The sequence below is a fragment of the Pseudomonas aylmerensis genome, assembly GCF_001702265.1.
GTDB classification, from domain to species: Bacteria; Pseudomonadota; Gammaproteobacteria; order Pseudomonadales; family Pseudomonadaceae; genus Aquipseudomonas; species Aquipseudomonas aylmerensis.
On the sequence record NZ_MAUE01000048.1, the window covers coordinates 1 to 25,378 of the forward strand.

The following is a 25,378-nucleotide window of genomic DNA, read 5'->3' on the forward strand; positions in this document are numbered from 1 at the left end:
CATTACGCTCATATTTCCAGGCAGCCTCACCACGCCTTACCACCCGTACGAACCCATTGTCATGCTCGTAGGACGTCGGCTCATCGTCCCCCGGAAACACCGCCACCAAACGTCCGGCTTCGTCGTACTGATACGCCGTCACCGCGCCCAGCGGATCCTGCTCGACCGTCAACCGGCCTTTGTCATCGTAGGATCTGAAATGCTCGGCACCATCCGGGTCAATGCGCTGCACCAGTCGCGCACGCTGGTCGTGCACGTAGACTTCCTGGCTGCCATCAGCGTTAAACACCGTGACCTGCCCGTGGTCATCCCAGGCATAACGCGTATCCATCTGCGAAAAGCTCGCCCAGTGGCGGACACACCGGGCGGCCTTGCCAGCGCGTTCCCACGCCCAGAAAAAACTCGCGCCACCGGCCAACTGCCGCTCAAGAATGACGTGCTGATCGTCGTACCGATAAACCTCGCTTTCGCCGACGGCATTGGTCGCCGAGACCAGTCGGCCAGTGTCGTCGTAGGCGTAGGAAACAACGTTGTGCTCAGTCATCCACTCGAAAGGGCCATGGCCCTTGGCGCGCTGGATCTGGTAGTCCACCGCCACGATGCGACCCAACTCATAACGCAGGAACAGCGAACGCCCGACACCGTTATCCAGCCGCTCAATGCGCCCCAAAAGATCCCGGGCAATGCGCAGACGGTTGTCATACGCATCGCTGATCGCGGTCAGTATGCCGTCGCGAAAGTGGTAGAAGCGCGACGCCTGCGCCAACACCAGTTCATCCGGCGAAGCGCCTAAATAGATCGCCGCTTCGGCCAGGCTATTGGTGATTGCGGGGCGAGCAACAGTCGGCATCGGAAACGAAGTAATGCGATTCTCATGGTCCGTCCACACGACGCAATTGCCCGACACCGCAAGCCGATGCGCCAACGAATGACTCCAGCCAAACCCCAACCCGTCATCCATTTCCACCGCGCTGGTGCGGTACAAGCGGCTCCACTCAAACGGCAAGACTCCATCCAACGTGCCATCGGTGAGAGTGAGCAATTCCTCCCCGGTAACCATCGACACGGGGCAGCCGTTGGTGACCGTCTTATCCGAAGATGCCGCCGCATCGCCCTTCGGATTCGTCGATACAGCAGGCACATCATCCACACGCTCTTTTTGCTTCAGCACCGCGTTCTGCCGCGCCCGCCAGCGCATCTGCAGCGTGCCTTGCTTCACCCCGCCGACCACGCCGCGAACCGCTACCGCCTTGTAGCGATCCACCGCCTGCATGAACTTCGTCAGAATCTCCAGCACGCTCTGAACAAAACCTACAGCCGCCTTAACAATCTGTGCGCCATACCTGGCCAGCCGCAGGCTCAAATACGCCACAGCCGCCGCCGGCAATGCGATGGTCAGCACCGCGCCAATCACCAGGTCAATCAGCAGCGACACCACAAACCCAGCGGCCACTTGCGCAATCTCACTGGGCGGCAATGCGTCCAACCAGATCATCGCCGTGCGCACCAGCAGGAACAGCGCCGCCTCATCACTGGCGAGCAACATCGCCTGTTCCATGACCTTGGGAGCATCGGTGGCGATTTGTGCGAGCTTGGCCGCTTCAGCCCCCAGCTGTTCGACGTACTTCAACGGGTCTGCAAGCATCGCCCGCACCAGCTGAATGCTGTCCCACACGTCCCGGATGGCGGCCCAACTGCCCGCCAGCACGCCGCTGCCAATCGCACTGGCTGTGGACTGCTGCCAATGCGGCTTGAAGCCTTGCCACTGTTCGCGAAGCCACCGCTCCAGGTCCGCCATCAGTCCGGAGTAGGAGGCGAAGAGCGCATCCACCTGCTCCTCGGAAACTGCGCCCTGTACCCGCACCTGATAGCGCCCGCCCGCGGCGCAGTGGTGTGAGCCCTTGCCATGCTCATCCAGCATGACCCGCGTGGAACTGCCGTCATCCAGCCCGATCACCTCGACCGGAATGTCGCCAATCGGCACGTCATACACCGAGTCGAATTTGCTCTCTATCTTCAGCTCGCCGCCCAACGGGCACACGGCAACACTGCCGATAAAGTTCGGGTCGCTCATGCTCACGGTTGTCTGCGAGTCACCGACGCGCACCACCCGATCCATTCCCAGCAACGACGGCATATCCGCCGCATGGCTCATCGAATCCAGCGCCTGCGAATACCAGGCGCCCATCTGCTGGCGATAAGTCACCAGGCTCTGATGAAAGCCATCCAGCTCATGTTCGATAGAGGCAATGTGGGAAGCGTTGGTCATCCGTGACGTCTCGGCAGAGGGCAAGGCGTCGGAGTCTGCCGCAGTAAAAAGCGGCTGGATGAACGGCGGGGAAAATCAGAAAGGGCTTACTACTGAAGCGTAAAAGTCAGCGCTAACTCACAGCCGATTGCTACCTCCAATGGCGACCTTGCTCATTGACGAACAGTGCCCGCTGCTTCTTTTTAGCGGGGTTTCAAATTCCAACGGCTGCGTCTGCATTCTTTGCAACGCGGCAATTGGCGTGGACAGCTCTCGCTTATCGCGGGCGATGGCAAGTGTCGTGAGGGCGCAGCGCGTATAGGTGAGACTCAAGGCGTGCCTGAAACAACGAAAGCCTGCTTTTCAGGGCAGGCTTGTCGCGAATCTCGGCTGACTTACTGCTGATGAGCCGTCAGCGCCGCATACCCATTCATCAAGTTGCGATAGTTCGGAATACGCTGCGACAACAGATTCCCCAGGCCTTCAATGTCGTTGCGCCAGTCGCCCTGCAACTCACACGCTACCGAGAACCAATTCATCAACTGTGCACCGGCCTGTGTCATACGGCTCCATGCGGCCTGCTGCACCGTGGTGTTGAAGGTGCCGGACGCATCCGTCACCACGAACACCTCGAACCCTTCCGCCAGCGCCGACAAGGTCGGGAACGCTACGCACACATCCGTGACCACGCCGGCGATGATGATCTGCTTGCGGCCGGTGGCCTTGATTGCCTTGACGAAGTCTTCGTTGTCCCACGCGTTGATCTGACCAGGTCGGGCGATGTACGGCGCGTCCGGGAACATCGCTTTCAACTCCGGCACCAGCGGGCCATTGGGGCCTTGCTCGAAGCTGGTGGTGAGGATCGTCGGCAGGTTGAAGAACTTCGCCAGGTCGGCCAGGGCCAGCACGTTGTTCTTGAACTCGTTGGGCGAGAAGTCCTGGACCAGGGAGATCAGGCCGGTCTGGTGGTCGACCAGCAGTACGATGGCGTCGTCTTTGTTCAAGCGGTTGTAGGTTGCAGTGCTCATGGTTGAATCCTTTTTTGTTTAGGTTGGTTGGGCGTTGCGTTCAACATGGGCACAGATTAATGGGTGGGCTGCGGGGGATAAATCGGCTGGGACAGGTAATACCGTCAACTCAGAAGAGACAATTGTCGGGTGGGCAAGAGGATAGGTCTTTTTAGTGACATGAAAATGTAAGGAGAAAAATCTCACGCGTGAGCTATTGAGTACGGCAAAAATAGCCTGTAGATTTTCTCACGCGTGAGTTTTTCACACCGAGGTCAGTACCATGAAAAGCAGCTCTCCATCGAACCCGCCCGCCGGGCTCGATTCCGATCCAGCAAGCCTTCAGGGAGAGCGCTTGAAGCCGTCTGCGAAAAAACCATCGAGCTTTTACATGAAGCAGATGCGCGCAGGCCTGGCGGCCGCCGGCTACGTGAAACACGAAACTTGGGTGCTTCCCGAAAACCGAAGCCTGCTCAAGCAGATGGAGAAACAGCTTCGCCAGCCGATTCTGGCTGGCTCATTCATGTCGGAGAATTTCATGAGCGCAGGTACCAACTGGAATATCGATCGCCTCTTCACGGCCTTCCAGGCCTTGGATGAAGTGGTCTCCAACGACATTACGCTTTCTCTCGTTCAAGGCTCCGAGTCCAGCATCAAGCTGGAAATGAACGACTTCGGTGGCTTGCCGATTTACATCGCGGTGGTGGGCGAGCAGATCATCGTGGATACCGTGCTGGTCGATGTCGAGTCCATCAATGACGTCGCGAAGTTCAATGACGCGGTGTTGCGCAGCCGGGAAATGTTCCCGCTGTCCTCGATCGGTATCGAGTCCATGCCGAACGGGCAGGTGGTCTACAACATGTTCGGCGCGTTGAGCTCCGACTCCAGCCTGACCAATATCGTGACCGAGGTGAAAACCCTCGTCGACAACGTGCAACGCGCCAGCGAAGCCTTCGAACGTTTCTTCAATTAAGTATTCGGGAGTATCCAATGACTCAGTCCATCTGGAGCAAACTGTTCACCGCGCTGCGTGGCGGTGCCAGCGAAGTCGGCGAATCAATCGTCGACCAACAGACCCTGCGCATCCTCGATCAGGAAATTCGCGATGCCGACACCGCGCTGGCCAACGCCAAGCGTGAGTTGGTCAGCATCATGGCCAAGCACAAATTGGCGACCGATCGCGTCAGCGAGTACGACGCCAAGATCAAGGACCTGGAAGCCAAGGCGGTTGCGGCCCTGCAGGCCAATCGTGAAGACCTCGCCCTGGAAGTGGCCGAAGCGATTTCGACCCTGACCAACGAGCGGGAAGTAGAGCACAAGCAGGCCACCGAGTTCGGCGGCTACGCGGACAGCATGCGCAAGGACATCACCAAGGCCGAAAGCCGGATCAAGAGCCTGCGCCAGCAGGTGGACATGGCCAAGGCTCGCGAAAGCGTGCAGAAGGCCCAGGTCAGCGCGTCCATCGCCAGCGGTGGTGCCAACGGCAAGCTGGAGACTGCCGTCGGTACGCTGAATCGTCTGCAGGCCAAGCAGCAGCAACGCGCTGCTGAACTGCAAGCCCAGGATGAACTGGCCGAAGCGTCGACCGGTACCGACCTGGAGCGCAAGCTGCGCGAAGCCGGGATCACGCCGGACGAAGGCAGCGCCAATGCGATCCTGGAGCGTCTGAAGCAGAAGTCGGCCGAGTAAGCGAAGGGCGAACACTGTAGCTGTGGCGGGGGAGCAAGCTCACTCGCCACGGCTGCAGGGCTCTTTCTTAACGGACTGGCTTTATAGGCTCTGCCCTTTTTTACGTTGAGGTCTGGATGGACGCCCTGAAGGGTTTCAAGACAATCGCCGGGCTGGCGCTGTTCATGGTCGCGCTGCAACTGCTCAATGTGGCGACCGGTTACAGCCTCATGGCGTTCGGGCTGGTCCCGAGAACACTGCAGGGGTTGTTCGGCATCCTCGCCTCACCGTTTTTGCACGGGTCTTTCGCCCACCTCAGCGCGAACGTGATTGCCTTTTTGATCCTGGGTACGTTGGTGATTATCGAAGGGCTCCATCGGTTCGTCAGCGTCAGCGCGATCATCATCCTGCTGGGCGGCTCGCTGGTCTGGCTGTTCGGTTTTGCGGGCGTGCATGTGGGCGCCAGCGGTTGGGTATTCGGGTTGTGGGCCTACCTGTTGTCTCGCGCCTGGTTTCACCGAAGCTGGAGCAACCTGTTAACGGCTGGTGTCGTGGCGGTGCTGTATGGCGGGCTGGTCCTGGGCTTCCTGCCTCGACAGGGCATCTCCTTCGAGGGGCATCTGTTTGGTGCATTCGCCGGATTTATTGCAGCCAAGGTACTTCTCTCCAAACCACGCAGCAGGTTTAATGCCGGCTGAGCGCACTTGAGCATCCAGATGTCGAGGCGATGACGTCATCAGGAATCAAGTACCCAGGGAGTCAGGGACTGAAATGTCGATTTTTCTTCTGTTGCGCCTGTACGCCTCGTCCCTCTTTCACCGCTTCGGTTGGGCAGGCCTGGTGATTGCCCTGGGCGTCCACCTGAGCACGGCTTACCTGGGCCTGGTGTATCTGGGCGAACAACACCTCACCGCGCCCGCCACATTTGTTTACTTCTATCTCACCACCACGCTGACCGTCGGCTATGGCGATCTTGCGCCGCAGACTTCGGCGGGGCGCGTGTTCGTGGCGACCTGGGTCATGCTCGGCGGTATTGCGCTGCTGACAGCAGCCATCGGCAAAACCACCAGCAGTGTCATCGATGCATGGAGAAAAGGCATGAAGGGCAAAGGCGATTTCACCGGCAAGGTCGGCCATACCGTGCTTATTGGCTGGGAAGGCGCGTCCAGTGAACGGGTCATTGAGTTGCTGCTGCAAGACGAAACCTCGAACGACAACCTGATCGTCATCTGCGACTGCACCCTCGACGAAAACCCGATGCCGGGCAAAGCGGCGTTCATCCGTGGTGACAGCCTGTCCTCCACCGCGCTGTTGCGGCGTGCCGGAGTGCCCGGTGCCGAGCGTGTGCTGGTGCGAACCCCGTCCGACGACCTGACGCTGGCCACCGTGCTGGCGGTGAATCAATTGAACCCTGTCGGGCATGTGGTCGCGCACTTCAATGAAAGTGAGATTGCTGCACTGGCCAGCTCCTACGCACCCAGCCTGGAGTGCACCTCCAGCATGGCCATCGAGATGCTGGTGCGCGCTTCCCAGGATCCGGGCTCGTCGGTGGTCATTAATGAGCTGCTGTGCGTGGGGCAGGGCGCCACCCAATACCTGATGAAATTGCCTTCGACCTTCGAAGCCACCTTCGGCGACCTGTACACGCGGATGAAAGAACACCACAACGCCACCCTCATCGGCTATCGCGCCCAAGGCGCCCAGCAACCGTCGATCAACCCGCCGAGCGCCACGCGCGTTGAAGGCGGCGAACTCTTCTACATTGCCTCCACCCGCCTCAAGGAAATCTCCAATGGGATGGTTTAAACAGTTGATGGGGCTTGAGGCCCCGAACGCGAACCCACAGTCGAACCGGCCCGCCGCCGAAGCCCTGCCGACCACCGGTCCGCTGGGCCTGGCTCCAGGCAAAGGGGTGATGTTCGACGCCACCCTGAAGTTGTTGCTCGACGGGCATACCTCGGTGGTGATCCCTGGCACCCAGGAAATCTGGAGTAACGGCACCGTCGACCTCGGGCAGTCGACCTGGCTGTCGCGCTATTACATGAACGACGAAGATTACTGGCTGCAGGTGCACACCACAGGCGACATCGCCGGGCAGGTCGAGTCCGTCATCCTGTTCAACTACCTCAGTTACGTCACCATCAGCAGCGAAGCCGAACTGCGCCGGCTGGCGGGGCCCCAGAGCCTGATCGGGTTGCCGACCTACACCCACAACGGCGTCGAATACACGCGCGTATGGGGCAGCGAGGAGGGCCAGACCGAGCTGGTGGCAATGAGCGAGCAAGTGATAAACCCCGAGAATTCCTACAGCGTCGAACACCGCTCAATGCTATACGCCCGTGACACAGGCCTGACCGATCGACGCGAGTTCCTGCTGTTTTCCGTCGAAGAAGACGCGGAAGGCACCATCAGCCTGAGCACGTCGCTGGGCATTTCGCTGTACACAACCGACTTGAATGCGCTCTAAAAAAGGAAGCAGTCCATGCTAGAAGCTCTCTCCATTTCCCTGAACAAAGCCGCCGTGCTCGGGTTTGTCACCTACATCCTCGGTGCGGCCGTCCTGTTCATGCTGTTCCAGTTCATCTACACCCGTGTGACCCCGCACAAGGAGTTCGAGCTGATCCGTGCGGGTAACGTGTCCGCGGCGGTCGCCCTGGGCGGCGCCATCGTCGGTTTCGCCATTCCGGCCAGCAACGTGATTGCCTACTCGATCAGCATCCTCGACTTCGTTGTCTGGGCGGTGATCGCAGCCGTCGTCCAGTTGTTGGCGTTCCTGCTGACCAGCCTGGTGCTCAAAGGCACGTCCGAGCGCATCAAGAACGGCGAACTCGCGGCCGGCATCTATGTGGCCGCCGTGGCCATCAGCGTCGGCATGTTGAATGCCGCGTGCATGACGCCTACCCAGAACTGATCGCGCACGGAGCTCCCGATGAAACGAAGCAAGTACGTCCAGCTGTCGCTGGCAGCGTCGGTCGCCATGGCGATATCCGGCTGCGGCCCGACGGAAAAAACCTACGATTTGCAGAAAAAGTACAACTTCCAGTCCGTTCAGCAGTGCGCCGATGAAAAACTTCCGGTGGACGTCTGCTCCGACGCCTACATGACGGCCATGGCCGAGCATCGCCGCATTGCGCCGGTGTACGACAACCAGGCCGATTGCGATGCCGATTTTGTCGCCGACTGGTGCCAGCAGGACTCCACCGGCAAATTCATCCCCAGGCTCGGCGGTTTCGAGCTGACCGCCGAAGGGCAGGTGACGCAATCCCAGGTCGACGCAGCCAATGCCCAAGTGGCCGGTTCCCAGGCGAACAGTGGCGGCTCGGGTTTCTCCACCAGCAGCCTGCTGACCGGGCTGCTGATCGGCAACATGCTGAGCAACAATCGCAACAGCTACCGCTCCGAGCCGGTGTACCGCTATCGCGATGATCGCGGCGACTACGCCTCCTCGACGCTCAATCAGCGCGTCTCGAAGGGTGCCACGTTTGGCCGCTCGAACCAGGCCCGCTACGGCAGCAGCAATTACACCAACACGCTGCGCTCCTCCAGCAAGTCGAGCTCCGTGGCCTCGGCCACCTCCCGTGGCGGCTTCGGCAGCAAGGCCAGCGCGCGCAGCGGCTGGGGCGGCGGGTCGAGCAGTTAAGGAAGACGGGCCATGAAGAAGATCCCTTGCGCAGAGCGCCATGACTGGAAACAGACCGCCGACAGCCTCGGCTTTCTGTTCCATACCATCGACGACGAACCCTACTGGGACGAGAGCGCGTACTACCAGTTCACGCTCCAGCAAATCGAGCGCGACCTCGAAGACCCGACCACCGAGATTCATGACATGTGCATGGACCTCGTCGCCCGCGTGGTCCACAGCGAAGAACTGCTCGAACGCCTGAGCATTCCCGCGCCCTTCTACGACATGATCCGCACCTCATGGCTGGAAGGCCACCCGCACCTGTACGGGCGCATGGACTTCTCCTACAACGGCAGCGGCCCCGCCAAGTTGCTCGAGCTCAACTACGACACCCCGACCAGCCTCTACGAAGCCGCGGCGTTCCAATGGGGCTGGCTGGAACAATGCATTGAACGCGGCCTGCTGCCCAAACACGCCGACCAGTTCAACAGCATCGACACCAAACTGCACCAGGCCTTCGCCCAACTGCAGGTCAACCAGCCGTTCTACTTCGCCTCGATGAAGGACTCGGTCGAAGACAAAGGCACCACCGACTATCTGCGCCTGGTCGCGGAAAAAGTCGGCATCGAATCACGCCACATCGACATCGAAGACATCGGCCTGACCAGCGATGGCCGCTTCGTCGACCTCGAAGATCGCTGGATTCCCCACCTGTTCAAACTGCACGCCTGGGAGTTCATCTTCCACGAACCCTTTGGTTCGGCGATTGCCCAGAGCGACACGCAGTTTTTTGAGCCGGCCTGGAAATCGATTATTTCCAACAAAGGCATCCTGCCGCTGTTGTGGGAGTTCAACAAAGGCCACCCGAATTTGCTCGCGGCCCATCTGGATACAGAGCCAGGTAAAGCTGTGCCGAAGGGCTGGGTGCGCAAGCCGTTCTTCTCGCGGGAAGGAGCGAACATCGAGTTGCAGACGGCTGATGGGCTGATTGTGAAAGAGGACGGCCCCTACACGGATGCGCCGTTTATCCTTCAGGAGTTCGCACCGCTGCCACGGTTTGGGGACAGCTATACACTGATTGGGTCTTGGGTGATTGGGGATCAAGCCGCCGGCATCGGCGTGCGGGAAGACAACAGTTTGATCACCAAGGATTCGAGTCGGTTCTTGCCGCATTTGATATTGGATTGAGGCTGGAGCTTGAAGAGCCAGCAGGGCTGATCGCTTTTATTTGCAGGACGTTTCCGAGAGAATCCCAACCGCATTGCGCCAGCGGGAGTGCAGGCATTAAAAAGCCGGCTTGTGGCCGGCTTCTCGGGGACTGCCTCAGCTTGTTTTTGACAAACCTCACCAGCCTTCAAATCGCTCAGCCAACATCGAGTCTGGCTGAATAGTAGGGGCATCCGCGGGAACTCCTCCGCTTCGCCAGGCAAGGTGGATAGCGCAAAGCCACCCCCTGCCAAATGTGCGGCGCATGATACCCACATTCACTTCAAATGCCCACCTCCGGATCCGATTTAGAGCCTTCCCAGCCCAGCAGGTGTTCGTCCAGCGGCACCGGTCGGCGGTTGTTCAGGGTGGACCACCAGAACACCCAGCCCACGATGGTGAAGTTCTGCTCGAACCGCTGTTCGTGTGTGAGGTATTCGTCCGGGTGTTCGCTGGCGTTGTGGCTGCGCATGCGCAAGCCACCCCCGGGTCGGTTGTAGAGGTATTTGATACGCAGCATGCCGTCATGTTCGACCGCGTAGATTTCGCCATCGATGATTTGGGTGCGGCCTTTGTCGATGGCGAGGGTGGCGCCCTGTTGGATGATGTCGATCATGCTGTTGTCGACCATGTAGGCGCCCAGCGCGCGGTCGGCGTTGACGTTGAGGGCTTGCAGGGTCTGCAGTGAGATACGGATGCATTCGGTGGAGGTGAATGAAGTGTGGAGGGCGATCTCCACGTCGATTTTTTCCGGGCGGCAGGCGGGGCCTGTGAGGTATTTTCCGGTTTCTTCGCGGGCAGGGAGTCCTTTCCTGGTGTCCGGGCCTTCCAGCAGGAAGTTGGCCGGTGGGTGTTTGGGGCCTTCGCCGGTGCGTAGCCAACGGCTGGAGATGCACAGCAGTTCTGCGATCTCGTTGAGTCGGCCCATGGGTACACCGCGTTTGAACCAGTTGTTCACGTGTTGAGGCGTGACACCACGGTTCTTGGCGAAGTCGGAGGCGGAAAGATGAACTTCCCGCAGTAGCGCTTTTAAGCGGTCACCTGATGTATTCATAAACGCAAGTTTACTGGTCGGAAAAACAGATCAAATAAACTATGCGTTGACTGGCGGACGTAGGTTTTTACTTAGTTGTAGTCTGATACTTCCGATGGTTAATTAACTTAAACAGCGTTTATAAAGTGTTCAACTTAGGGTTTAATTTTTCCCACAAAAAAAGCCCCGGATAATCGGGGCTTTTTCAATTGCCTAGGCAATGAGGAGTCGGTATCAGCCTTTGTAGGCAGCGACCGACTTCAGGATCTCGGCGCGGGCGGCGTCTGCGTTGCCCCAACCGTCGATCTTCACCCATTTGCCTTTTTCGAGGTCTTTGTAGTTCTCGAAGAAGTGTTTGATCTGCTCCAGCAACAGCGGCGGCAGGTCGGTGTATTCCTTCACGTCCACATACAGCTGGGACAGCTTGTCGTGGGGTACTGCGATAACTTTGGCATCGCCGCCGCCATCGTCGGTCATGTTCAGGATACCGACTGGACGGGCGCGGATAACCGAACCTGGGGTCACTGGGTAGGGGGTGACCACCAGCACGTCGAGGGGGTCACCGTCGTCGGCCAGGGTGTTAGGGATAAAACCGTAGTTGGCCGGGTAGAACATCGGGGTGGCCATGAAACGGTCAACGAACAGGCAGTCGCTGTCTTTGTCGATTTCGTATTTGATCGGCGCGTGGTTGGCCGGAATCTCGATGGCGACGTAGATGTCGTTCGGCAGGTCTTTGCCAGCCGGAATCTTGCTGTAGCTCATTGGGCGTTGCCCCCGTTAATTGGCCAAGAAACTTGGCCGGATTGGCCTAAAAGTGGCGGCGATTATAGGCATATTCCGCCGCCGATGCCATGCGCCAGACGTCGTACGGTTATTCGTCCTGCGGCTGATAGCGTGGGTCGCTGGCTTGCAGTTGGACGAGGCGGGCCAGCGGATCCTGGCGGTAAAAGCGGCTGAGTTGGGCGTACACCTGTGGATAACTGTTGACCAGTAAATCCGGGGCGCTGAAGAAATATTCGCTGGTGACGGCAAAGAATTCCGCCGGGTTCTCGGCGGCATAGGGGTCGATCTCGGTCTCGACGTCCGGGTTGGCGTCCAGTTGACGATTGAGGTCATCAAAGGCGCTCTGCATCACGCTGGCCCATTCCTGCACGCGCATGTCGTGATGCAGCGGCGGCAGGCCGTTGGCATCGCCGTTGAGCATGTCGAGCTTGTGCGCCAGCTCGTGGATCACCAGGTTGTAGCCTTCCCACTGACCGCTGGCCAGCACGCCGGGCCAGGCGAGGATGACCGGGCCTTGTTGCCAGGCTTCGCCGCTGTGTTCGCCGTCCCACTCGTGTTCGATGCCACTGCTGTCGCGATGGCGCTGGGGGCTGACGAAGTCGTCGGGGTACAGCACGATCTCATGGAAGCCCTGATACCAGTCGAGATCGCCGAGGTTCATCAGCGGCAGTTGCGCCTGGGCGGCGAGCAGCAGGCGTTGTTCCTGGTGCAGTTCGACGCCGGGCAGGGCGGTCAGGTGTTTTTCGGCGAGGAACACCACGCAGGCTTCGCGCAGCCATTGGTCCTGCTCGGCGCTGAGGCCGTCGAGGAAGGTCAGGTGGTGGCGCACCCGCTGCCAGGTGTCATCGGCAATCGGGTGCTTGGCCAGCAGGCGCCGGCGGCGCCAGGCGCTGAGGGACCACATTGCCGGTCAGTGCGGCTTGGCTTCGGAGGACGCGCGGCCAAAACGGCTGCGGAATACACCAATGATCATCGGCACCAGCGACAGCAGAATGATGAACACCACCAGCAGCGACAGGTTTTTCTTGATGAACGGCACGTTGCCGAAGAAGTAGCCCAGGGTCACCAGGCCGCCGACCCAGAGGATGGTGCCCAGTACGCTGAAACCGAAGAAACGTGCGTAAGGCATCTTCGCGATGCCGGCGACGAACGGTGCGAAGGTGCGCAGGATCGGCAGGAAGCGCGCCAGCGTCACGGTCTTGCCGCCATGGCGATCATAGAAGTCGTGGGTTTTCTGCAGGTAGTCGCGGCGGAAGATTTTCGAGTTCGGGTTGTTGAACAAGCGTTCGCCGACCGTTCGCCCAATCACGTAATTGGTGCTGTCGCCGAGAATCGCTGCGAGCATCAGCAGGCCGCCCAGCAATACCGGGTCCATGCCGCCGCCTGCCGCCACGGCACCCGCGATAAACAGCAACGAATCACCCGGCAGAAATGGCATGACCACCAGGCCGGTTTCGCAAAAAATCACCAGAAACAGAATGGCGTAGATCCACGGACCGTAATTGGTTACCAGCAGGTCGAGGTAGACGTCGAGATGCAGGATAAGGTCAAGCGGGTTGAAATCCATGGATGGCACCTGTGTGAATGGCCCGACTCAGCAGGCCTGTGCGGAAGCTCGGGTAAGTAAGGCTACAAGTGTATGCCGCATTTCTTACAACCCTGAAAGGTCCGCATTATACGGATTGAGCGGTGAAAAGCCTGTTGGTTTTGTAGCGGGGGATGTCGCACAGAGGCTGGGTTACGGTCTGAATGTTATCGAATGTCCGATTGTCGCCGCTGGCCTTTTTGGGAGCTGGCTTGCCTGCGATGCAGACACCTCGGTGTTCAGTGAGACCGAGGTGATGCCATCGCCGGCAAGCCGGCTCCTACAGGGGATTTGTGGGGTTTGGGGTCAATCTTCGCTGATCGGCAATGTGTAGTTCTTGAACTCGGTGTCCTCGCGAAACCCGATCGACTCGTAGGTCTTCTGCGCCACTTCGTTGTCACTGCTGGTCGACACCCGCAACCGCACGGCCTGCGTTTCCTTGGCCATTTTCTTCGCGGTGCGCATCAAGTTGTCCGCCACCAGTTGGCGACGAGCGTCCTCGGCGACGTAGATGTCATTCAGGATCCATACGCGCTTGAGCGACAGTGACGAAAAGCTTGGATACAGCTGGCAAAACCCAAGCAACTTCTTGTCGTCATCATCGGCGAGGGCCAGGTAAATCACTGACTCTTTGCGGCGCAGGCGTTTTTCGAGGAAGGCGCGCGAGGAATCCGGGAAGGGCAGGGCCCCATAAAACTCGCGGTATTTGACGAACAACGGGGTCAACAGGTCCAGGTGTTCCAGGGTCGCTTGAGTGATCCGCATGCCAGGCCTCAACTTCCAAATGGGGTATGACCACACACGCGGCCGTAACTCGATGCTGCCTAAAGGCGTGAAAAAGCGCAATCGTGCCGGTATCAGTCCGTGGGCGGGCTGAGTAGGAAATTGCCTTTCATCAGGTCAGGGTCATCGGATTCAATGGTCTGAACCTGCGCCTCATCCTTCAGATTGACCCCCGACAGCTGCCGGCGACACGCTTCTCGCATCAAGTACAGCAGGCGATGGGCCGCCATGCCATAACTCAACCCTTCCAGGCGCACATTGGAGATGCAGTTGCGATAGGCATCGGTGAGACCGACCTTGGGGTTGTAGGTGAAGTACAGGCCCAGGCTGTCCGGCGAACTGAGCCCAGGCCGCTCGCCGATCAGGATCACCACCATCTTCGCACCGAGCAGTTGCCCGATCTCATCCGCCACCGCCACGCGGCCCTGTTCCACCAGAATCACCGGTGACAGTGACCACCCTTCGGCGTGGGTCTGTTCCTCCATACGTGTAAGAAACGGCAGGGTATGTTTATGCACCGCCAGTGCCGACAGGCCGTCGGCTACCACGATTGCCAAGTCGACGCCGCCGGGGTTGGACGATGCATGATCGCGCAGTAATTGGGCCGACTCGTCACTCAAGCGCCGACCCAGGTCCGGGCGTTGCAGGTACGTATGGCGGTCAACGGCGGCGCTGTGCAGTAACAGGCTGTGACGCCCGCGCTCGGCCAGTTGGCTGCTGAGGCCGCCATGGTCGAAGGGCAGGTGCACCGCGTCCCGCGCCTGGGCGTGGGCAAACTGGAAGTCCAGTTGTGCGCCGGTGGGAATGCTCGTGCCAGTGCGGCCGAGGGCAATGCGCGCCGGCGTCAGGCGGCGCAGTTCGAGCCAGGGGTTGTCAGGCAGGTCGAGTTGCACGGGCGGCTCCTTCATCCCAGTTGCGCCAGGGCGTGGCGAAACGCCGGTGGCAGGCTGTTGCCGAAATGCACCTTGCCGTCGGCTTGCGTGAAGATGCCCATTTTCGCCAGCCACTGTTCAAACTCCGGCGCCGGCTTTAAACCCAATGTTTGCCGGGCATAGAGGGCGTCGTGGAAGGAGGTGGTCTGGTAGTTGAGCATGATGTCGTCGGAGCCGGGGATGCCCATGATGAAGTTGATCCCGGCCACGCCCAGCAGGGTCAGCAGGGTATCCATGTCATCCTGGTCGGCTTCGGCATGGTTGGTGTAGCAGATGTCGCAGCCCATCGGCACGCCGAGCAGCTTGCCGCAGAAGTGATCTTCGAGGCCGGCGCGGATGATCTGCTTGCCGTTGTACAGGTACTCCGGGCCGATAAATCCTACGACCGTATTCACCAAAAATGGCTTGAAATGCCGGGCCACGGCGTAGGCTCGCGTCTCGCAGGTTTGCTGGTCGACGCCAAAATGCGCGTTGGCCGACAAGGCGCTGCCCTGGCCGGTTTCGAAATACATCAGGTTCTGCCCGAGGGTGCCGCGATTCAGGCTCAAGCCGGCGTCGTAACCTTCCTGCAGCACGCTCAGGCTGATGCCGAAACTGGCGTTGGCCGCTTCGGTGCCGGCAATCGATTGGAACACCAGGTCCAGCGGTACGCCCCGGTTGATGGCTTCGATGGAAGTGGTGACGTGAGTCAGCACGCAAGCCTGGGTCGGGATTTCGTAGCGCTGGATGATCGCGTCGAGCATTTCGAGCATGGCGCAGATCGAGGCGATGCTGTCGGTGGCCGGGTTGATGCCGATCATGGCGTCGCCGTTGCCATAGAGCAGGCCGTCGAGGATGCTCGCGGCAATGCCGGCCGGTTCATCCGTGGGATGGTTGGGCTGCAGCCGCGTCGACAGGCGTCCGCGCAGACCCATGGTGCCGCGAAACTGGGTGACCACGCGGATCTTCTGCGCCACCAGCACCAGGTCCTGCACGCGCATGATTTTGGAGACGGCAGCGGCCATTTCCGGGGTCAGCCCCGGCGCCAGGGCGCGTAGGCTTTGTTCATCGGCGGCGTCGCTGAGCAGCCAGTCGCGCAGGCCGCCGACGGTCAGGTGGCTGACCGCGGCAAACGCCGGTTTATCGTGGGTGTCGATGATCAGCCGGGTGACTTCGTCGCTTTCATAGGGGATCAGCACCTCTTCGAGGAAGTGCTTCAGCGGGATATTCGCCAGCGCCATTTGCGCCGCGACACGTTCGCCGTCGTTCTGCGCGGCGACGCCGGCGAGAAAGTCCCCGGAACGTGCGGGGCTGGCCTTGGCCATCACGTCCTTGAGGCTGTCGAAGCGGTAGGTCTGTGCACCCACCGCGTGGGAAAAGCTTGCCATACAGTGTCTCCTGGATGACGCGGGCCCGATGTGAGAATCGAACCCGCGTCGAGGTTTACGGCTATCAGTGCAAGGCGGCCTCTGCGGCCTGGATCGCCGCGAATTCCTCTTCGGGCGTGCCTGCTACCAAGTGATGCCGGCTGTAGAAAGCAAAGTAAGCAATTAATACTCCATAGATGATCGCCGCGCCAATCACCACCCGCGGATCCACCAGAAAGCCCGCCACTACGGCCACACAGGCGAGCACCAGGGCAATGCCGGAGGTGAAGATGCCGCCGGGAGTGCGGTACGGACGGTCCATTTTGGGGCGACGGATGCGCAAGGTGATGTGCGCGGCCATCATCAGCACGTAGGAAATGGTCGCGCCGAACACCGCCACCAGGATCAGCAAGTCGCCCTGGCCGGTCAGCGACAGGCCGAAACCGATGATGCCGGGGATCACCAGCGCCAGCACGGGGGCCTTGCTCTTGTTGGTCTGTGACAGCTTGCGCGGCAGGTAGCCGGCGCGAGACAAGGCGAAGATCTGCCGTGAATAGGCGTAGATAATCGAGAAAAAGCTGGCGATCAGCCCAGCCAGGCCGACCAGGTTGACGAAGCTGCCCATCCAGGTCGAACCGCCGTACGACAGCGCCAGCGCCTCGACCAGCGGGTTGCCGGATTTGACCAGCGCATAGGTGCCGGCGCCGCCCGGGGCAATCACCAGGATCAACAAGGCAAAACTGGTCAGCACCACAATGGCGCCGATCAGGCCGCGTGGCAGGTCGCGCTTGGGGTTCTTGGTTTCTTCGGCGGCCAATGGCACGCCTTCCACCGCGAGGAAAAACCAGATGGCATAGGGGATCGCGGCCCACACGCCGACATAGCCGAACGGCAGGAAGGTGCTGGCACCCTTGGCCTCGGTGACCGGGATGTCCAGCAGGTTGGCGACATTGAAGTGCGGCACCATCGACACCAGGAACACGCCGAGGGCGATCGCGGCGATGGCGGTAATCACAAACATCAGCTTCAAGGCTTCGCCGACACCAAAAATGTGGATGCCGATAAAGATGATGTAGAACGCCAGGTAAATCATCCAGCCGCCGATGCCGAACAGCGACTCGCAATAAGCGCCGATAAACACCGCGATGGCAGCGGGGGCAATCGCGTATTCAATGAGGATAGCGGTGCCGGTGAGGAACCCGCCCCAGGGGCCGAAAGCGCTGCGCGCAAAGCCGTAGCCGCCGCCGGCGGTAGGAATCATGGATGACAATTCGGCCAGGGAAAAACACATGCACAAGTACATGGTGGCCATCAGCAATGTGGCGAGAAACATGCCGCCCCAGCCACCCTGGGCCAGGCCGAAGTTCCAGCCGGCGTAATCGCCGGAGATTACATAGGCCACGCCAAGGCCGACCAGCAGGACCCAGCCGGCAGCGCCTTTTTTAAGTTCGCGTTGTTGGAAGTATTGGGAGTCGACTTTTTCGAAGTCGACGGAAGACCCGGACGCCGGAGCGCTATTCGGTTCGCTAGGCATGATGGAATCCCTTTCTTATTGTTTTTTCCCGGCTTACTTAAGTAAGCCGAATGAGTAGCAAGGTCTTGTGAAGATCAAGTGTGGGAGCGGGCTTGCTCGCGAATGCGGTGTGTCAGTCACTGAGTCTTTGGCTGACCCACCGCATTCGCGAGCAAGCCCGCTCCCACATTTTTATTGCATTTCAAATGTGGGAGCGGGTTGTCGGTTAGAAGAAGCCCAGCGGATTGATGTCGTAGCTCACCAGCAGGTTTTTGGTCTGCTGATAGTGGTCGAGCATCATCTTGTGGGTCTCACGGCCCACACCGGACTTCTTGTAACCACCGAACGCGGCATGCGCCGGGTACAGGTGATAGCAGTTGGTCCACACGCGGCCGGCCTTGATCGCACGGCCCATGCGGTAGGCGCGGTTGATGTCGCGGGTCCATACGCCGGCGCCCAGGCCGAACTCGGTGTCGTTGGCGATGGCCAGGGCTTCGGCTTCGTCCTTGAAGGTGGTGATGCTCACCACCGGGCCGAAGATTTCTTCCTGGAACACACGCATTTCGTTGGTGCCCTTGAGCAGGGTCGGCTGGATGTAATACCCGCCGGCCATGTCGCCGGTGAGCTGCTCGACCTTGCCGCCGGTCAGCAGTTGCGCGCCTTCGCCCTTGGCGATTTCCAGGTAGGAAAGGATCTTGTCGAACTGCTGCTCGGACGCCTGGGCGCCGACCATGGTGTCGGTGTCCAGCGGATCGCCACGCTTGATCTGCTCGATCTTTTTCATCACCACTTTCATGAAGTCGTCGTAGATCGACTCTTCCACCAGGGCGCGCGAGGGGCAGGTGCACACTTCGCCTTGGTTGAAGAACGCCAGCACCAGGCCTTCAGCGGCTTTTTCGATAAAAGTCGGCTCGGCTTTCATGATGTCCGCAAAGAAGATGTTCGGTGACTTGCCGCCCAGCTCCACGGTGGACGGAATGATGTTCTCCGCCGCCGCATGCATGATGTGCGAACCCACGGGGGTGGAGCCGGTGAAGGCGATCTTGGCGATGCGCTTGCTGGTGGCCAGGGCCTCGCCAGCTTCCTTGCCGAAGCCGTGCACCACGTTCAGCACGCCCGGCGGCAGCAGGTCGCCGATGACTTCGAGCAACACGTTGATGCCCAGCGGGGTTTGCTCGGCAGGCTTGAGCACTACGCAGTTACCGGCGGCCAGGGCCGGGGCGAGTTTCCACGCGGCCATCAGCAGCGGGAAGTTCCACGGGATGATCTGGCCGACCACGCCGAGTGGCTCGTGGAAGTGGTAGGACGCGGTGTGTTCGTTGATTTCGGCGCTGGTGCCTTCCTGGGCGCGGATGCAGCCGGCGAAGTAGCGGAAGTGGTCGGCGGCCAGCGGGATGTCGGCGTTGAGGGTTTCACGCACGGCCTTGCCGTTGTCCCAGGTTTCGGTGATGGCCAGCAGTTCGAGGTTCTGTTCGATGCGGTCGGCGATTTTCAGCAGCACCAGCGAGCGGTCCTGGGCCGAGGTCTTGCCCCAGGCGTCGGCGGCGGCGTGGGCGGCGTCGAGTGCCTTGTCGATGTCTTTGGCAGTGGAGCGCGGGAATTCGGCGATGGGCTTGCCGTTGACCGGCGAGGTGTTGGTGAAATAGTTGCCATCGACCGGCGCAACGAATTCGCCACCAATGTAGTTGCCGTACTTGGCCTTGAACGAAACGATCGCGCCTTCGGTACCGGGGTGTGCGTAACGCATGGTGGATTCTCCTGGCTTTTATGTTTATTGGAGTACAGCGCGCAAAAGCGCTTGATTAAGCGTAGAGCAAAGGTTGGGCCAGTGCTTTGTGGGCCAGGTAAATCAAGGGCTTGGGGTTTGTTGCAAGGCGTTGCTGTGACACTCTCGGTACAGCCTGGGTGACAGTTTGTGCCATGGACGGTACAGCCGGTGACCGACGGGTCGCCCCGGGATTGCATTGGCCGGATGCCTGGGGGATGCTGGTTGTTCTCACGCAGGGAGAATAATAAGAAATGCACAACGATCATTTCAGTCGCCATGCCCAGCAAGTCCTCACCGTGGCCCATGGCCGCGATCCGTCCAGCGACCCGTCCATCGCCCGCTCCTGGCTGCGGTGCCTGGAGGACTACCACCTCGATCCTGCGCAAACCATTGCCCCCACCGTGCTCGAGCATGGCCGCCTGCTGGAAAGCCGCGAACGCTTGCAACAGGTATTGCAGATCGCGGGCAGCGAGATGAACAGCCTGCACCAGCAGCTCTCGGGTGCCGGCCATGCCGTGCTGCTGACGGATGCGCGGGGCGTGATCCTCAACTGTGTCACCGCGCCGTCCGAGCGCAGGATCTTCGAGCGCGCCGGGCTGTGGCTGGGCGCCGACTGGAGTGAGGCCTGCGAGGGCACCAATGGCATCGGCACCTGCCTGGTGGAGCGCCAATCCCTGACGATTCACCGTGATGAGCATTTTCGTGGCCGGCATACCGGGTTGACCTGTTCGGCGAGCCCGGTGTTCGATCCCCACGGTGAGCTATTGGCCGTGCTGGATGTGTCCTCGGCCCGCGAAGCCGTCTCGCGCCAGAGCCAGTTCCACACCATGGCGCTGGTCAACCTGTCGGCGAAGATGATCGAGAGTTGCTACTTCCTGCGTCACTTTGAGCACCACTGGTTGCTGCGCTTTCACCTGCAGGCCGAATCCGTGGGCCTGTTCAGTGAAGGGTTGCTGGCGTTCGACGGCGAAGGGCGCATCTGTGCGGTCAACCAGAGTGCGCTGAACCTGCTGGGGCAGGGGCGCGGTGGTCTGCTGGGGCAGCCAGTGGAGGCGTTTTTCGAGTGTTCACTGGATCAACTGCTCGGTCGCGCCAGCGCCAATGCCACCGCCAGTTGGCCCTTGCGCACGCGGGATGGCCGGCACCTGTTCGCCGCCCTGCGTGGGCAAGCGCGCAGCCAGCCCGCGCCATTGCTCAAGCCTGAACCTGCGCGGCCGCGCCTGCCCGGTATCTACCTGGGCGACCCGGCGCTGCAGAATGATTTTCGCAAGGCACTGCGGGTATTCGAGCGCGACGTGCCCTTGCTGATCAACGGCGAAACCGGTTCCGGCAAAGAGGCGTTCGCCAAGGCGGTGCATCAGGCCAGCCAGCGCGCCGACGAGGCTTTCGTGGCCCTCAACTGTGCCGCCATCCCGGAAAGCCTGATCGAAAGCGAGCTGTTCGGCTATCGCGGCGGCAGCTTCACCGGCGCGCGCAAGGAGGGTATGCAGGGCAAGCTGCAACAGGCTGACGGCGGTACGCTGTTCCTCGATGAAATCGGTGACATGCCGCTGGCATTGCAGACCCGTCTATTAAGGGTGCTGGAGGACCGCATGGTGGTGCCCCTCGGCGGTGAGCCTCAGGCGGTGAACGTCAGGATTATCAGCGCAACTCACCGTGACTTGCTCGGGCGCGTGCAGGACGGCAGTTTTCGCGAAGACTTGTACTACCGGCTCAATGGCCTGGAAGTCGCGTTGCCGCCGTTGCGCGAGCGCAGTGACCGGCCTCAGTTGCTCGACTTCCTGCTGGCTGAGGAATCAGCGGGCCAGTCGGTCAGCCTCGAACCCGCCGCACGCCAGGCACTGCTGGCGTTCGCCTGGCCGGGCAACGTTCGGCAAATGCGCACGGTATTGCGCACGCTGGTCGCCCTTTGTGATGACGGGCGTGTGGGGCTGGAGGACTTACCCGCGTTGCTGCGCCAGGCGCCTGCGCACAAGGTCACCGAGTTGCCACTCGATGATGCCGAGCGCCAGACCTTGCTGGCGGCGCTGGAGCGTCAGCACTGGCACATGACCCAAACTGCCGAGCACTTGGGGGTAAGCCGCAATACTCTGTATCGCAAGTTGCGCAAACATCGGATCACGCGGTTGGCTGGGGTATAAGTTCGGTGTTTTTCGACGGTTCTTGTAGGGAGGATGTTCTGCAGTTATCAGTCATTAAGTGCTTTTATTGTTAAGTTGGAATAACCCGTTCAAGTTGTATTGGGCTGCTCTGACAGGAACTGTTAAGTGCCACGGGGTTACTCAACTTGGGTAACGCCAAGTGAACTTTCAAACAATAAAAACTTAATGGGTATCCCTAATGAAAATTGCACCGCCTGCTGTTTCTTTCATTCCTCCACAGCCCGTATCGATAGAAGAGCCGCCCGCGCGAACCGTGGAGCAACACGCCGACGCTGCCGATCAGCCCTTGATGCGCAACAAGAGGGCGATAAAGGGCTTTTCCTGGTTCGGACGAAGGCCTTCAGCGCCACCCTCCCTGCCGTCGCCTGGCAGCATTGCGCCTGCGCCTATCCCCCGGCCGCCGACACCCGCGCCCAAGCCTTTGCCCAAGCCCGGCCCCTCCGTGAAACCGGGCCAGCCGCTGTCGGTGGACAAGTTCAAGGAGGCCGGGCAGGCCATCGTGCATGCCAACAAAATCAAGGTGAGTGACGAGTTGCTCATGACTCAGTTGCGCAAGCAGGCGCCGATCACTGTTGCCGAGGCCGCCAAGCGAGTGATCGACGCCAATAGCCTGGTCAAGGCCGGCGTTATATCCACAGGCCCCAATGCCAGCCGCGTTGCCCGTGACGCGTTCATCAGTGCGGGGATCACCGGCTTGGTCAGTGCGCCGATCAACGTCGCGGCCTATGCAGGCTCTGTCGCTTCGGGGGAGTCCATCAAGTCAAGCTATGCGCCCGGGGTGCTGCCGCCACCGTTTTTGCCGGGGGCCGCTAGCCCGCCGAAGGCCACGGGCGGATCTGCGCCCGTGCAATCGACCCCGTCATCGGCAGATCCGGTCAGTGCACAGTTGGATGAGGTTGAAATGAAATTGCTGGGCATGGCCACGACGGTCATGTTCACGCTCGGGGATACAAGCAGTGTATTTACCAAGGATGACACCTGGCCGACTGATAATGTCGGGCGCCTGGGTAATCTCGAGAAGTTGCTCGGTGTATCGGAACAACACCTGAAAAAAGCCTCGCGGCAGAACGGTCTGGTGTTCAAACCCTACAAGCCCGGGTTGCCCACCCCCACTGAACCGAAAGATCGCCTCGACCTGATGGAAAAGAAGTTTGCGTGCATGACCGAGGCTTATGAAAAGTTGCGGTTCCTGGCCGCAATGAAAGACAGTCAAAATAAAGCCGAAGCCAGCGCCTGAACACAGCCCGGGCCGAGTGTAGTACCCAGGTGCTCTTCGCTCGGCCTTTGGCCGTATAAAAGGTGCGATTTCGCCCTCCCTGCGCTAACCTGCCTCGATGTTTTACGAGGTCGACTATGCACATTCATATTCTGGGTATCTGCGGTACGTTCATGGGGTCAATGGCGGTATTGGCCAAAGAGCTGGGCCATCACGTGACGGGCTCCGACGCCAATGTCTACCCGCCCATGAGCACGCAACTCGAGGCCCAGGGCATTGCGCTGACCCAAGGCTACGACCCGGCGCAATTCGACCCGGTACCGGATTTGGTGGTGATCGGCAACGCCATGGTGCGCGGTAACCCGGCGGTCGAGTACGTGTTGAACAAAGGCCTGCCTTACGTCTCCGGCCCGCAGTGGCTGGCTGATCACGTGCTGCAGGGGCGCTGGGTGTTGGCCGTCGCCGGCACCCACGGCAAGACCACCACCAGCAGCATGCTCGCCTGGGTCCTGGAGCACGCAGGCATGAGCCCGGGCTTCCTGATCGGCGGTGTGCCGCAGAATTTCTCGGTATCGGCGCGCCTGGGGGATACCCCGTTCTTCGTGATCGAGGCTGACGAATACGACAGTGCCTTCTTCGACAAGCGCTCCAAGTTCGTCCACTACCGCCCGCGTACGGCGATCCTCAATAACCTTGAGTTCGATCACGCGGACATCTTCCCCGACCTGCCGGCTATCGAGCGCCAGTTCCACCATTTGGTGCGCACCATTCCGAGCGAAGGCCTGGTGATCCACCCGACCACCGAGCCGGCGCTGCAGCGTGTGATCGACATGGGCTGCTGGACCCCGGTGCAAACCACTGGTGCGGGTGGGCAGTGGCAAGTCAAATTGCTCAGCGAAGACGGTTCGCGCTTTGAAGTGCTGTTTGAAGGCGAGGCCCAGGGCATCGTTGAGTGGGACATGACGGGCCAGCACAACGTCGCCAACGCCCTGGTGACCCTGGCGGCTGCGCGGCATGTCGGCGTCGTGCCGTCCATGGGCATTGCCGCGTTGAGCGCCTTCAAAAGCGTGAAGCGCCGCATGGAGAAGGTCGCCGAAGTGAATGGGATTACCATCTACGACGACTTTGCCCACCATCCAACGGCCATTGCGACCACGCTGGACGGCCTGCGCAAGCGCGTCGGCGATGCTCCGATCATTGCGATTGTGGAGCCGCGTTCCAACTCCATGAAGCTCGGCGCACACCGCGACGGCTTGCCGGAAAGCGTCAACGATGCCGACGAGGTGGTCTGGTACGCCCCCGTCAACCTCGGCTGGGACCTGCCGGCGATTGCCGCGCTGTGCACGGTGCCGTCCACCGTCTGTGATTCCATCGACGGCATCATCGAACACGTCAAGCATCAGGCCAAACCGGGCACCCACGTGGTGGTCATGAGCAACGGCGGTTTCGGCGGCCTGCATGGCAAGCTTGCCGAGGCGCTGAAATGAGTGGCCCGGAACGCGTCACCCTGGCGATGACCGGTGCATCCGGCGCGCCCTATGGCCTGCGCCTGCTGGACTGCCTGGTGCGCGAGGACCGTGAGGTGCACTTCCTGATCTCCAAGGCCGCGCAATTGGTGTTGGCCACCGAGACCGATGTCGCGTTGCCCGCCAAGGTGCAGATGATGCAGGCCTTCCTCACCGAGTACACCGGTGCGGCGGCGGGGCAGATCAAGGTTTACGGCAAGGAAGACTGGATGTCGCCGGTGGCCTCGGGCTCCGGCGCGCCGGCGGCGATGGTGGTAGTGCCGTGTTCCACCGGGACCTTGTCGGCGATTGCCACGGGCGCCTGCAACAACCTGATCGAGCGCGCGGCGGACGTGACCCTGAAGGAGCGTCGCCAATTGATCCTGGTGCCGCGTGAAGCGCCGTATTCGAGCATTCACCTGGAGCACATGCTAAAGCTGTCGAACATGGGCGTGACCATCCTGCCGGCGTCGCCGGGCTTTTATCACCAGCCACAGACCATCGATGACCTGGTGGACTTTGTAGTCGCGCGGATTCTCAACCTGCTGAACATCCCTCAGGACATGTTGCCGCGCTGGGGCGAGCACCATTTGAGCAGCGATGAATAAGGCACTGTGGGTGATAGTGGCGTTGCAATTGGCGGGCTGCGCCACCGCACGCACGCTGGACGCCGCGCAGCCCGGCGCGCCGGTGGTGTATGCCGGCACGCGCCTGGATTTGTATGCGATCAACGGCGGCTGCTGCGCCAAGGACCGCTTCGGTGCCGAAGCGCCGAGCTATCCGCACGTCGACCTGCCGGCCAGTGCGCTGCTCGATACCTTGTTGTTGCCACTGTCGGTGTTGACGGTGCTTGGGGTTGGGTTTAACGCCACAGGCGGTCTCTAAGCTGGATGTTAAAGACACCACAAAGCCAATGTGGGAGCGGGCTTGCTCGCGAATTCGGTATGCCAGTCAACTAATAAGCTGACTGATCCACCGCCTTCGCGAGCAAGCCCGCTCCC

General features: G+C 60.5%; 24 protein-coding genes. 13 read left to right on the plus strand and 11 right to left on the minus strand.

What is annotated here, in order from left to right; all coding sequences use genetic code 11:
• Together BBG20_RS30255 and ycaC are read right to left on the minus strand one after the other, a co-directional pair.
• Window positions 1-2,269 (minus strand): RHS repeat domain-containing protein (locus BBG20_RS30255; RefSeq protein ID WP_141697330.1); only part of this gene is annotated, 2,269 nt, incomplete at its 3' end.
• A gap of 374 nt (window positions 2,270-2,643) precedes the next feature.
• On the minus strand, window positions 2,644-3,276 hold the full coding sequence (gene ycaC / locus BBG20_RS30260) for an isochorismate family cysteine hydrolase YcaC (RefSeq protein ID WP_065909998.1): 633 nt from the start codon (window positions 3,274-3,276) through the stop codon (window positions 2,644-2,646).
• Between the two features lie 370 nt (window positions 3,277-3,646).
• On the opposite strand from ycaC, the gene BBG20_RS30265 reads away from it, so the two are divergent.
• From BBG20_RS30265 to BBG20_RS30300, 8 genes are all read left to right on the plus strand, one after another.
• Window positions 3,647-4,228 (plus strand): YjfI family protein, encoded by a 582-nt coding sequence (locus BBG20_RS30265; RefSeq protein WP_106802519.1) that lies wholly within the window; start codon window positions 3,647-3,649, stop codon window positions 4,226-4,228.
• A gap of 17 nt (window positions 4,229-4,245) precedes the next feature.
• A complete protein-coding gene (locus tag BBG20_RS30270) occupies window positions 4,246-4,944 on the plus strand; it encodes a PspA/IM30 family protein (protein ID WP_065910002.1) in 699 nt (232 codons plus the stop codon).
• Window positions 4,945-5,060: 116 nt separating this feature from the next.
• Complete coding sequence (locus BBG20_RS30275) at window positions 5,061-5,621, plus strand: rhomboid family intramembrane serine protease (RefSeq protein ID WP_065910007.1); 561 nt, start codon at window positions 5,061-5,063, stop codon at window positions 5,619-5,621.
• Between the two features lie 73 nt (window positions 5,622-5,694).
• On the plus strand, window positions 5,695-6,729 hold the full coding sequence (locus tag BBG20_RS30280) for an ion channel (RefSeq protein WP_065910009.1): 1,035 nt from the start codon (window positions 5,695-5,697) through the stop codon (window positions 6,727-6,729).
• Entirely contained in the window at window positions 6,716-7,390 is a 675-nt protein-coding gene (locus BBG20_RS30285) for a DUF2491 family protein (RefSeq protein ID WP_065910011.1), read from the plus strand. Before BBG20_RS30280 ends, BBG20_RS30285 begins: the two co-directional genes overlap by 14 nt.
• Window positions 7,391-7,405: 15 nt before the next feature.
• Window positions 7,406-7,834 (plus strand): DUF350 domain-containing protein, encoded by a 429-nt coding sequence (locus tag BBG20_RS30290; protein WP_065910015.1) that lies wholly within the window; start codon window positions 7,406-7,408, stop codon window positions 7,832-7,834.
• A gap of 18 nt (window positions 7,835-7,852) precedes the next feature.
• Window positions 7,853-8,563, plus strand: coding sequence for a DUF1190 domain-containing protein (locus BBG20_RS30295; protein ID WP_065910018.1), 711 nt, complete (start codon window positions 7,853-7,855; stop codon window positions 8,561-8,563).
• A 12-nt stretch (window positions 8,564-8,575) separates the two neighbouring features.
• Window positions 8,576-9,733, plus strand: coding sequence for a glutathionylspermidine synthase family protein (locus BBG20_RS30300; RefSeq protein ID WP_065910020.1), 1,158 nt, complete (start codon window positions 8,576-8,578; stop codon window positions 9,731-9,733).
• Between the two features lie 301 nt (window positions 9,734-10,034).
• Here BBG20_RS30300 and BBG20_RS30305 read toward each other — a convergent pair whose 3' ends face one another.
• The 9 genes from BBG20_RS30305 to exaC form a co-directional block, all read right to left on the minus strand.
• Complete coding sequence (locus tag BBG20_RS30305) at window positions 10,035-10,805, minus strand: LexA family transcriptional regulator (protein ID WP_065910022.1); 771 nt, start codon at window positions 10,803-10,805, stop codon at window positions 10,035-10,037.
• A 213-nt stretch (window positions 10,806-11,018) separates the two neighbouring features.
• Complete coding sequence (gene ppa / locus BBG20_RS30310) at window positions 11,019-11,546, minus strand: inorganic diphosphatase (protein WP_003219382.1); 528 nt, start codon at window positions 11,544-11,546, stop codon at window positions 11,019-11,021.
• A gap of 109 nt (window positions 11,547-11,655) precedes the next feature.
• Window positions 11,656-12,471: a M90 family metallopeptidase gene (locus tag BBG20_RS30315; RefSeq protein ID WP_065910024.1), complete on the minus strand. Its 816-nt coding sequence runs from the start codon at window positions 12,469-12,471 to the stop codon at window positions 11,656-11,658.
• 6 nt (window positions 12,472-12,477) lie between these two features.
• On the minus strand, window positions 12,478-13,134 hold the full coding sequence (locus BBG20_RS30320; RefSeq protein WP_065910026.1) for a DedA family protein: 657 nt from the start codon (window positions 13,132-13,134) through the stop codon (window positions 12,478-12,480).
• 324 nt (window positions 13,135-13,458) lie between these two features.
• Window positions 13,459-13,917, minus strand: a complete 459-nt coding sequence (locus tag BBG20_RS30325; protein WP_065910028.1) for a GNAT family N-acetyltransferase — start codon at window positions 13,915-13,917, stop codon at window positions 13,459-13,461.
• A 92-nt stretch (window positions 13,918-14,009) separates the two neighbouring features.
• Entirely contained in the window at window positions 14,010-14,843 is an 834-nt protein-coding gene (eutC, locus tag BBG20_RS30330; protein WP_065910030.1) for an ethanolamine ammonia-lyase subunit EutC, read from the minus strand.
• A complete protein-coding gene (locus BBG20_RS30335) occupies window positions 14,840-16,234 on the minus strand; it encodes an ethanolamine ammonia-lyase subunit EutB (protein ID WP_065910032.1) in 1,395 nt (464 codons plus the stop codon). The genes eutC and BBG20_RS30335 overlap by 4 nt, the downstream gene beginning before the upstream one ends.
• 64 nt (window positions 16,235-16,298) lie before the next feature.
• Entirely contained in the window at window positions 16,299-17,747 is a 1,449-nt protein-coding gene (eat, locus tag BBG20_RS30340) for an ethanolamine permease (protein WP_065910034.1), read from the minus strand.
• A gap of 205 nt (window positions 17,748-17,952) precedes the next feature.
• Window positions 17,953-19,473: an acetaldehyde dehydrogenase ExaC gene (exaC, locus tag BBG20_RS30345; RefSeq protein ID WP_065910036.1), complete on the minus strand. Its 1,521-nt coding sequence runs from the start codon at window positions 19,471-19,473 to the stop codon at window positions 17,953-17,955.
• Window positions 19,474-19,745: 272 nt separating this feature from the next.
• On the opposite strand from exaC, the gene BBG20_RS30350 reads away from it, so the two are divergent.
• From BBG20_RS30350 to BBG20_RS30370, 5 genes are all read left to right on the plus strand, one after another.
• Complete coding sequence (locus BBG20_RS30350) at window positions 19,746-21,635, plus strand: sigma-54-dependent Fis family transcriptional regulator (RefSeq protein ID WP_065910038.1); 1,890 nt, start codon at window positions 19,746-19,748, stop codon at window positions 21,633-21,635.
• Window positions 21,636-21,834: 199 nt separating this feature from the next.
• On the plus strand, window positions 21,835-22,893 hold the full coding sequence (locus tag BBG20_RS30355) for a hypothetical protein (RefSeq protein WP_226939974.1): 1,059 nt from the start codon (window positions 21,835-21,837) through the stop codon (window positions 22,891-22,893).
• Between the two features lie 116 nt (window positions 22,894-23,009).
• Window positions 23,010-24,359 carry a UDP-N-acetylmuramate:L-alanyl-gamma-D-glutamyl-meso-diaminopimelate ligase gene (gene mpl / locus BBG20_RS30360; protein ID WP_065910041.1) on the plus strand — a complete coding sequence of 450 codons (1,350 nt, stop codon included), beginning with the start codon at window positions 23,010-23,012 and terminating at the stop codon, window positions 24,357-24,359.
• Entirely contained in the window at window positions 24,356-24,985 is a 630-nt protein-coding gene (gene ubiX, locus BBG20_RS30365; protein ID WP_065910043.1) for a flavin prenyltransferase UbiX, read from the plus strand. Before mpl ends, ubiX begins: the two co-directional genes overlap by 4 nt.
• A complete protein-coding gene (locus tag BBG20_RS30370; RefSeq protein ID WP_065910045.1) occupies window positions 24,978-25,262 on the plus strand; it encodes a YceK/YidQ family lipoprotein in 285 nt (94 codons plus the stop codon). Before ubiX ends, BBG20_RS30370 begins: the two co-directional genes overlap by 8 nt.
• Window positions 25,263-25,378 lie beyond the last annotated feature (116 nt).

Excerpts from the sequence above, each read along its gene's own strand:
- ycaC (WP_065909998.1), bottom strand. The coding sequence starts at position 3,276 with ATGAGCACTGCAACCTACAACCGCTTGAACAAAGACGACGCCATCGTA.
- BBG20_RS30265 (WP_106802519.1), top strand. The coding sequence starts at position 3,647 with ATGAAGCAGATGCGCGCAGGCCTGGCGGCCGCCGGCTACGTGAAACAC.
- BBG20_RS30270 (WP_065910002.1), top strand. The coding sequence starts at position 4,246 with ATGACTCAGTCCATCTGGAGCAAACTGTTCACCGCGCTGCGTGGCGGT.
- BBG20_RS30275 (WP_065910007.1), top strand. The coding sequence starts at position 5,061 with ATGGACGCCCTGAAGGGTTTCAAGACAATCGCCGGGCTGGCGCTGTTC.
- BBG20_RS30280 (WP_065910009.1), top strand. The coding sequence starts at position 5,695 with ATGTCGATTTTTCTTCTGTTGCGCCTGTACGCCTCGTCCCTCTTTCAC.
- BBG20_RS30285 (WP_065910011.1), top strand. The coding sequence starts at position 6,716 with ATGGGATGGTTTAAACAGTTGATGGGGCTTGAGGCCCCGAACGCGAAC.
- BBG20_RS30290 (WP_065910015.1), top strand. The coding sequence starts at position 7,406 with ATGCTAGAAGCTCTCTCCATTTCCCTGAACAAAGCCGCCGTGCTCGGG.
- BBG20_RS30295 (WP_065910018.1), top strand. The coding sequence starts at position 7,853 with ATGAAACGAAGCAAGTACGTCCAGCTGTCGCTGGCAGCGTCGGTCGCC.
- BBG20_RS30300 (WP_065910020.1), top strand. The coding sequence starts at position 8,576 with ATGAAGAAGATCCCTTGCGCAGAGCGCCATGACTGGAAACAGACCGCC.
- BBG20_RS30305 (WP_065910022.1), bottom strand. The coding sequence starts at position 10,805 with ATGAATACATCAGGTGACCGCTTAAAAGCGCTACTGCGGGAAGTTCAT.
- ppa (WP_003219382.1), bottom strand. The coding sequence starts at position 11,546 with ATGAGCTACAGCAAGATTCCGGCTGGCAAAGACCTGCCGAACGACATC.
- BBG20_RS30315 (WP_065910024.1), bottom strand. The coding sequence starts at position 12,471 with ATGTGGTCCCTCAGCGCCTGGCGCCGCCGGCGCCTGCTGGCCAAGCAC.
- BBG20_RS30320 (WP_065910026.1), bottom strand. The coding sequence starts at position 13,134 with ATGGATTTCAACCCGCTTGACCTTATCCTGCATCTCGACGTCTACCTC.
- BBG20_RS30325 (WP_065910028.1), bottom strand. The coding sequence starts at position 13,917 with ATGCGGATCACTCAAGCGACCCTGGAACACCTGGACCTGTTGACCCCG.
- eutC (WP_065910030.1), bottom strand. The coding sequence starts at position 14,843 with ATGAAGGAGCCGCCCGTGCAACTCGACCTGCCTGACAACCCCTGGCTC.
- BBG20_RS30335 (WP_065910032.1), bottom strand. The coding sequence starts at position 16,234 with ATGGCAAGCTTTTCCCACGCGGTGGGTGCACAGACCTACCGCTTCGAC.
- eat (WP_065910034.1), bottom strand. The coding sequence starts at position 17,747 with ATGCCTAGCGAACCGAATAGCGCTCCGGCGTCCGGGTCTTCCGTCGAC.
- exaC (WP_065910036.1), bottom strand. The coding sequence starts at position 19,473 with ATGCGTTACGCACACCCCGGTACCGAAGGCGCGATCGTTTCGTTCAAG.
- BBG20_RS30350 (WP_065910038.1), top strand. The coding sequence starts at position 19,746 with ATGCACAACGATCATTTCAGTCGCCATGCCCAGCAAGTCCTCACCGTG.
- BBG20_RS30355 (WP_226939974.1), top strand. The coding sequence starts at position 21,835 with ATGAAAATTGCACCGCCTGCTGTTTCTTTCATTCCTCCACAGCCCGTA.
- mpl (WP_065910041.1), top strand. The coding sequence starts at position 23,010 with ATGCACATTCATATTCTGGGTATCTGCGGTACGTTCATGGGGTCAATG.
- ubiX (WP_065910043.1), top strand. The coding sequence starts at position 24,356 with ATGAGTGGCCCGGAACGCGTCACCCTGGCGATGACCGGTGCATCCGGC.
- BBG20_RS30370 (WP_065910045.1), top strand. The coding sequence starts at position 24,978 with ATGAATAAGGCACTGTGGGTGATAGTGGCGTTGCAATTGGCGGGCTGC.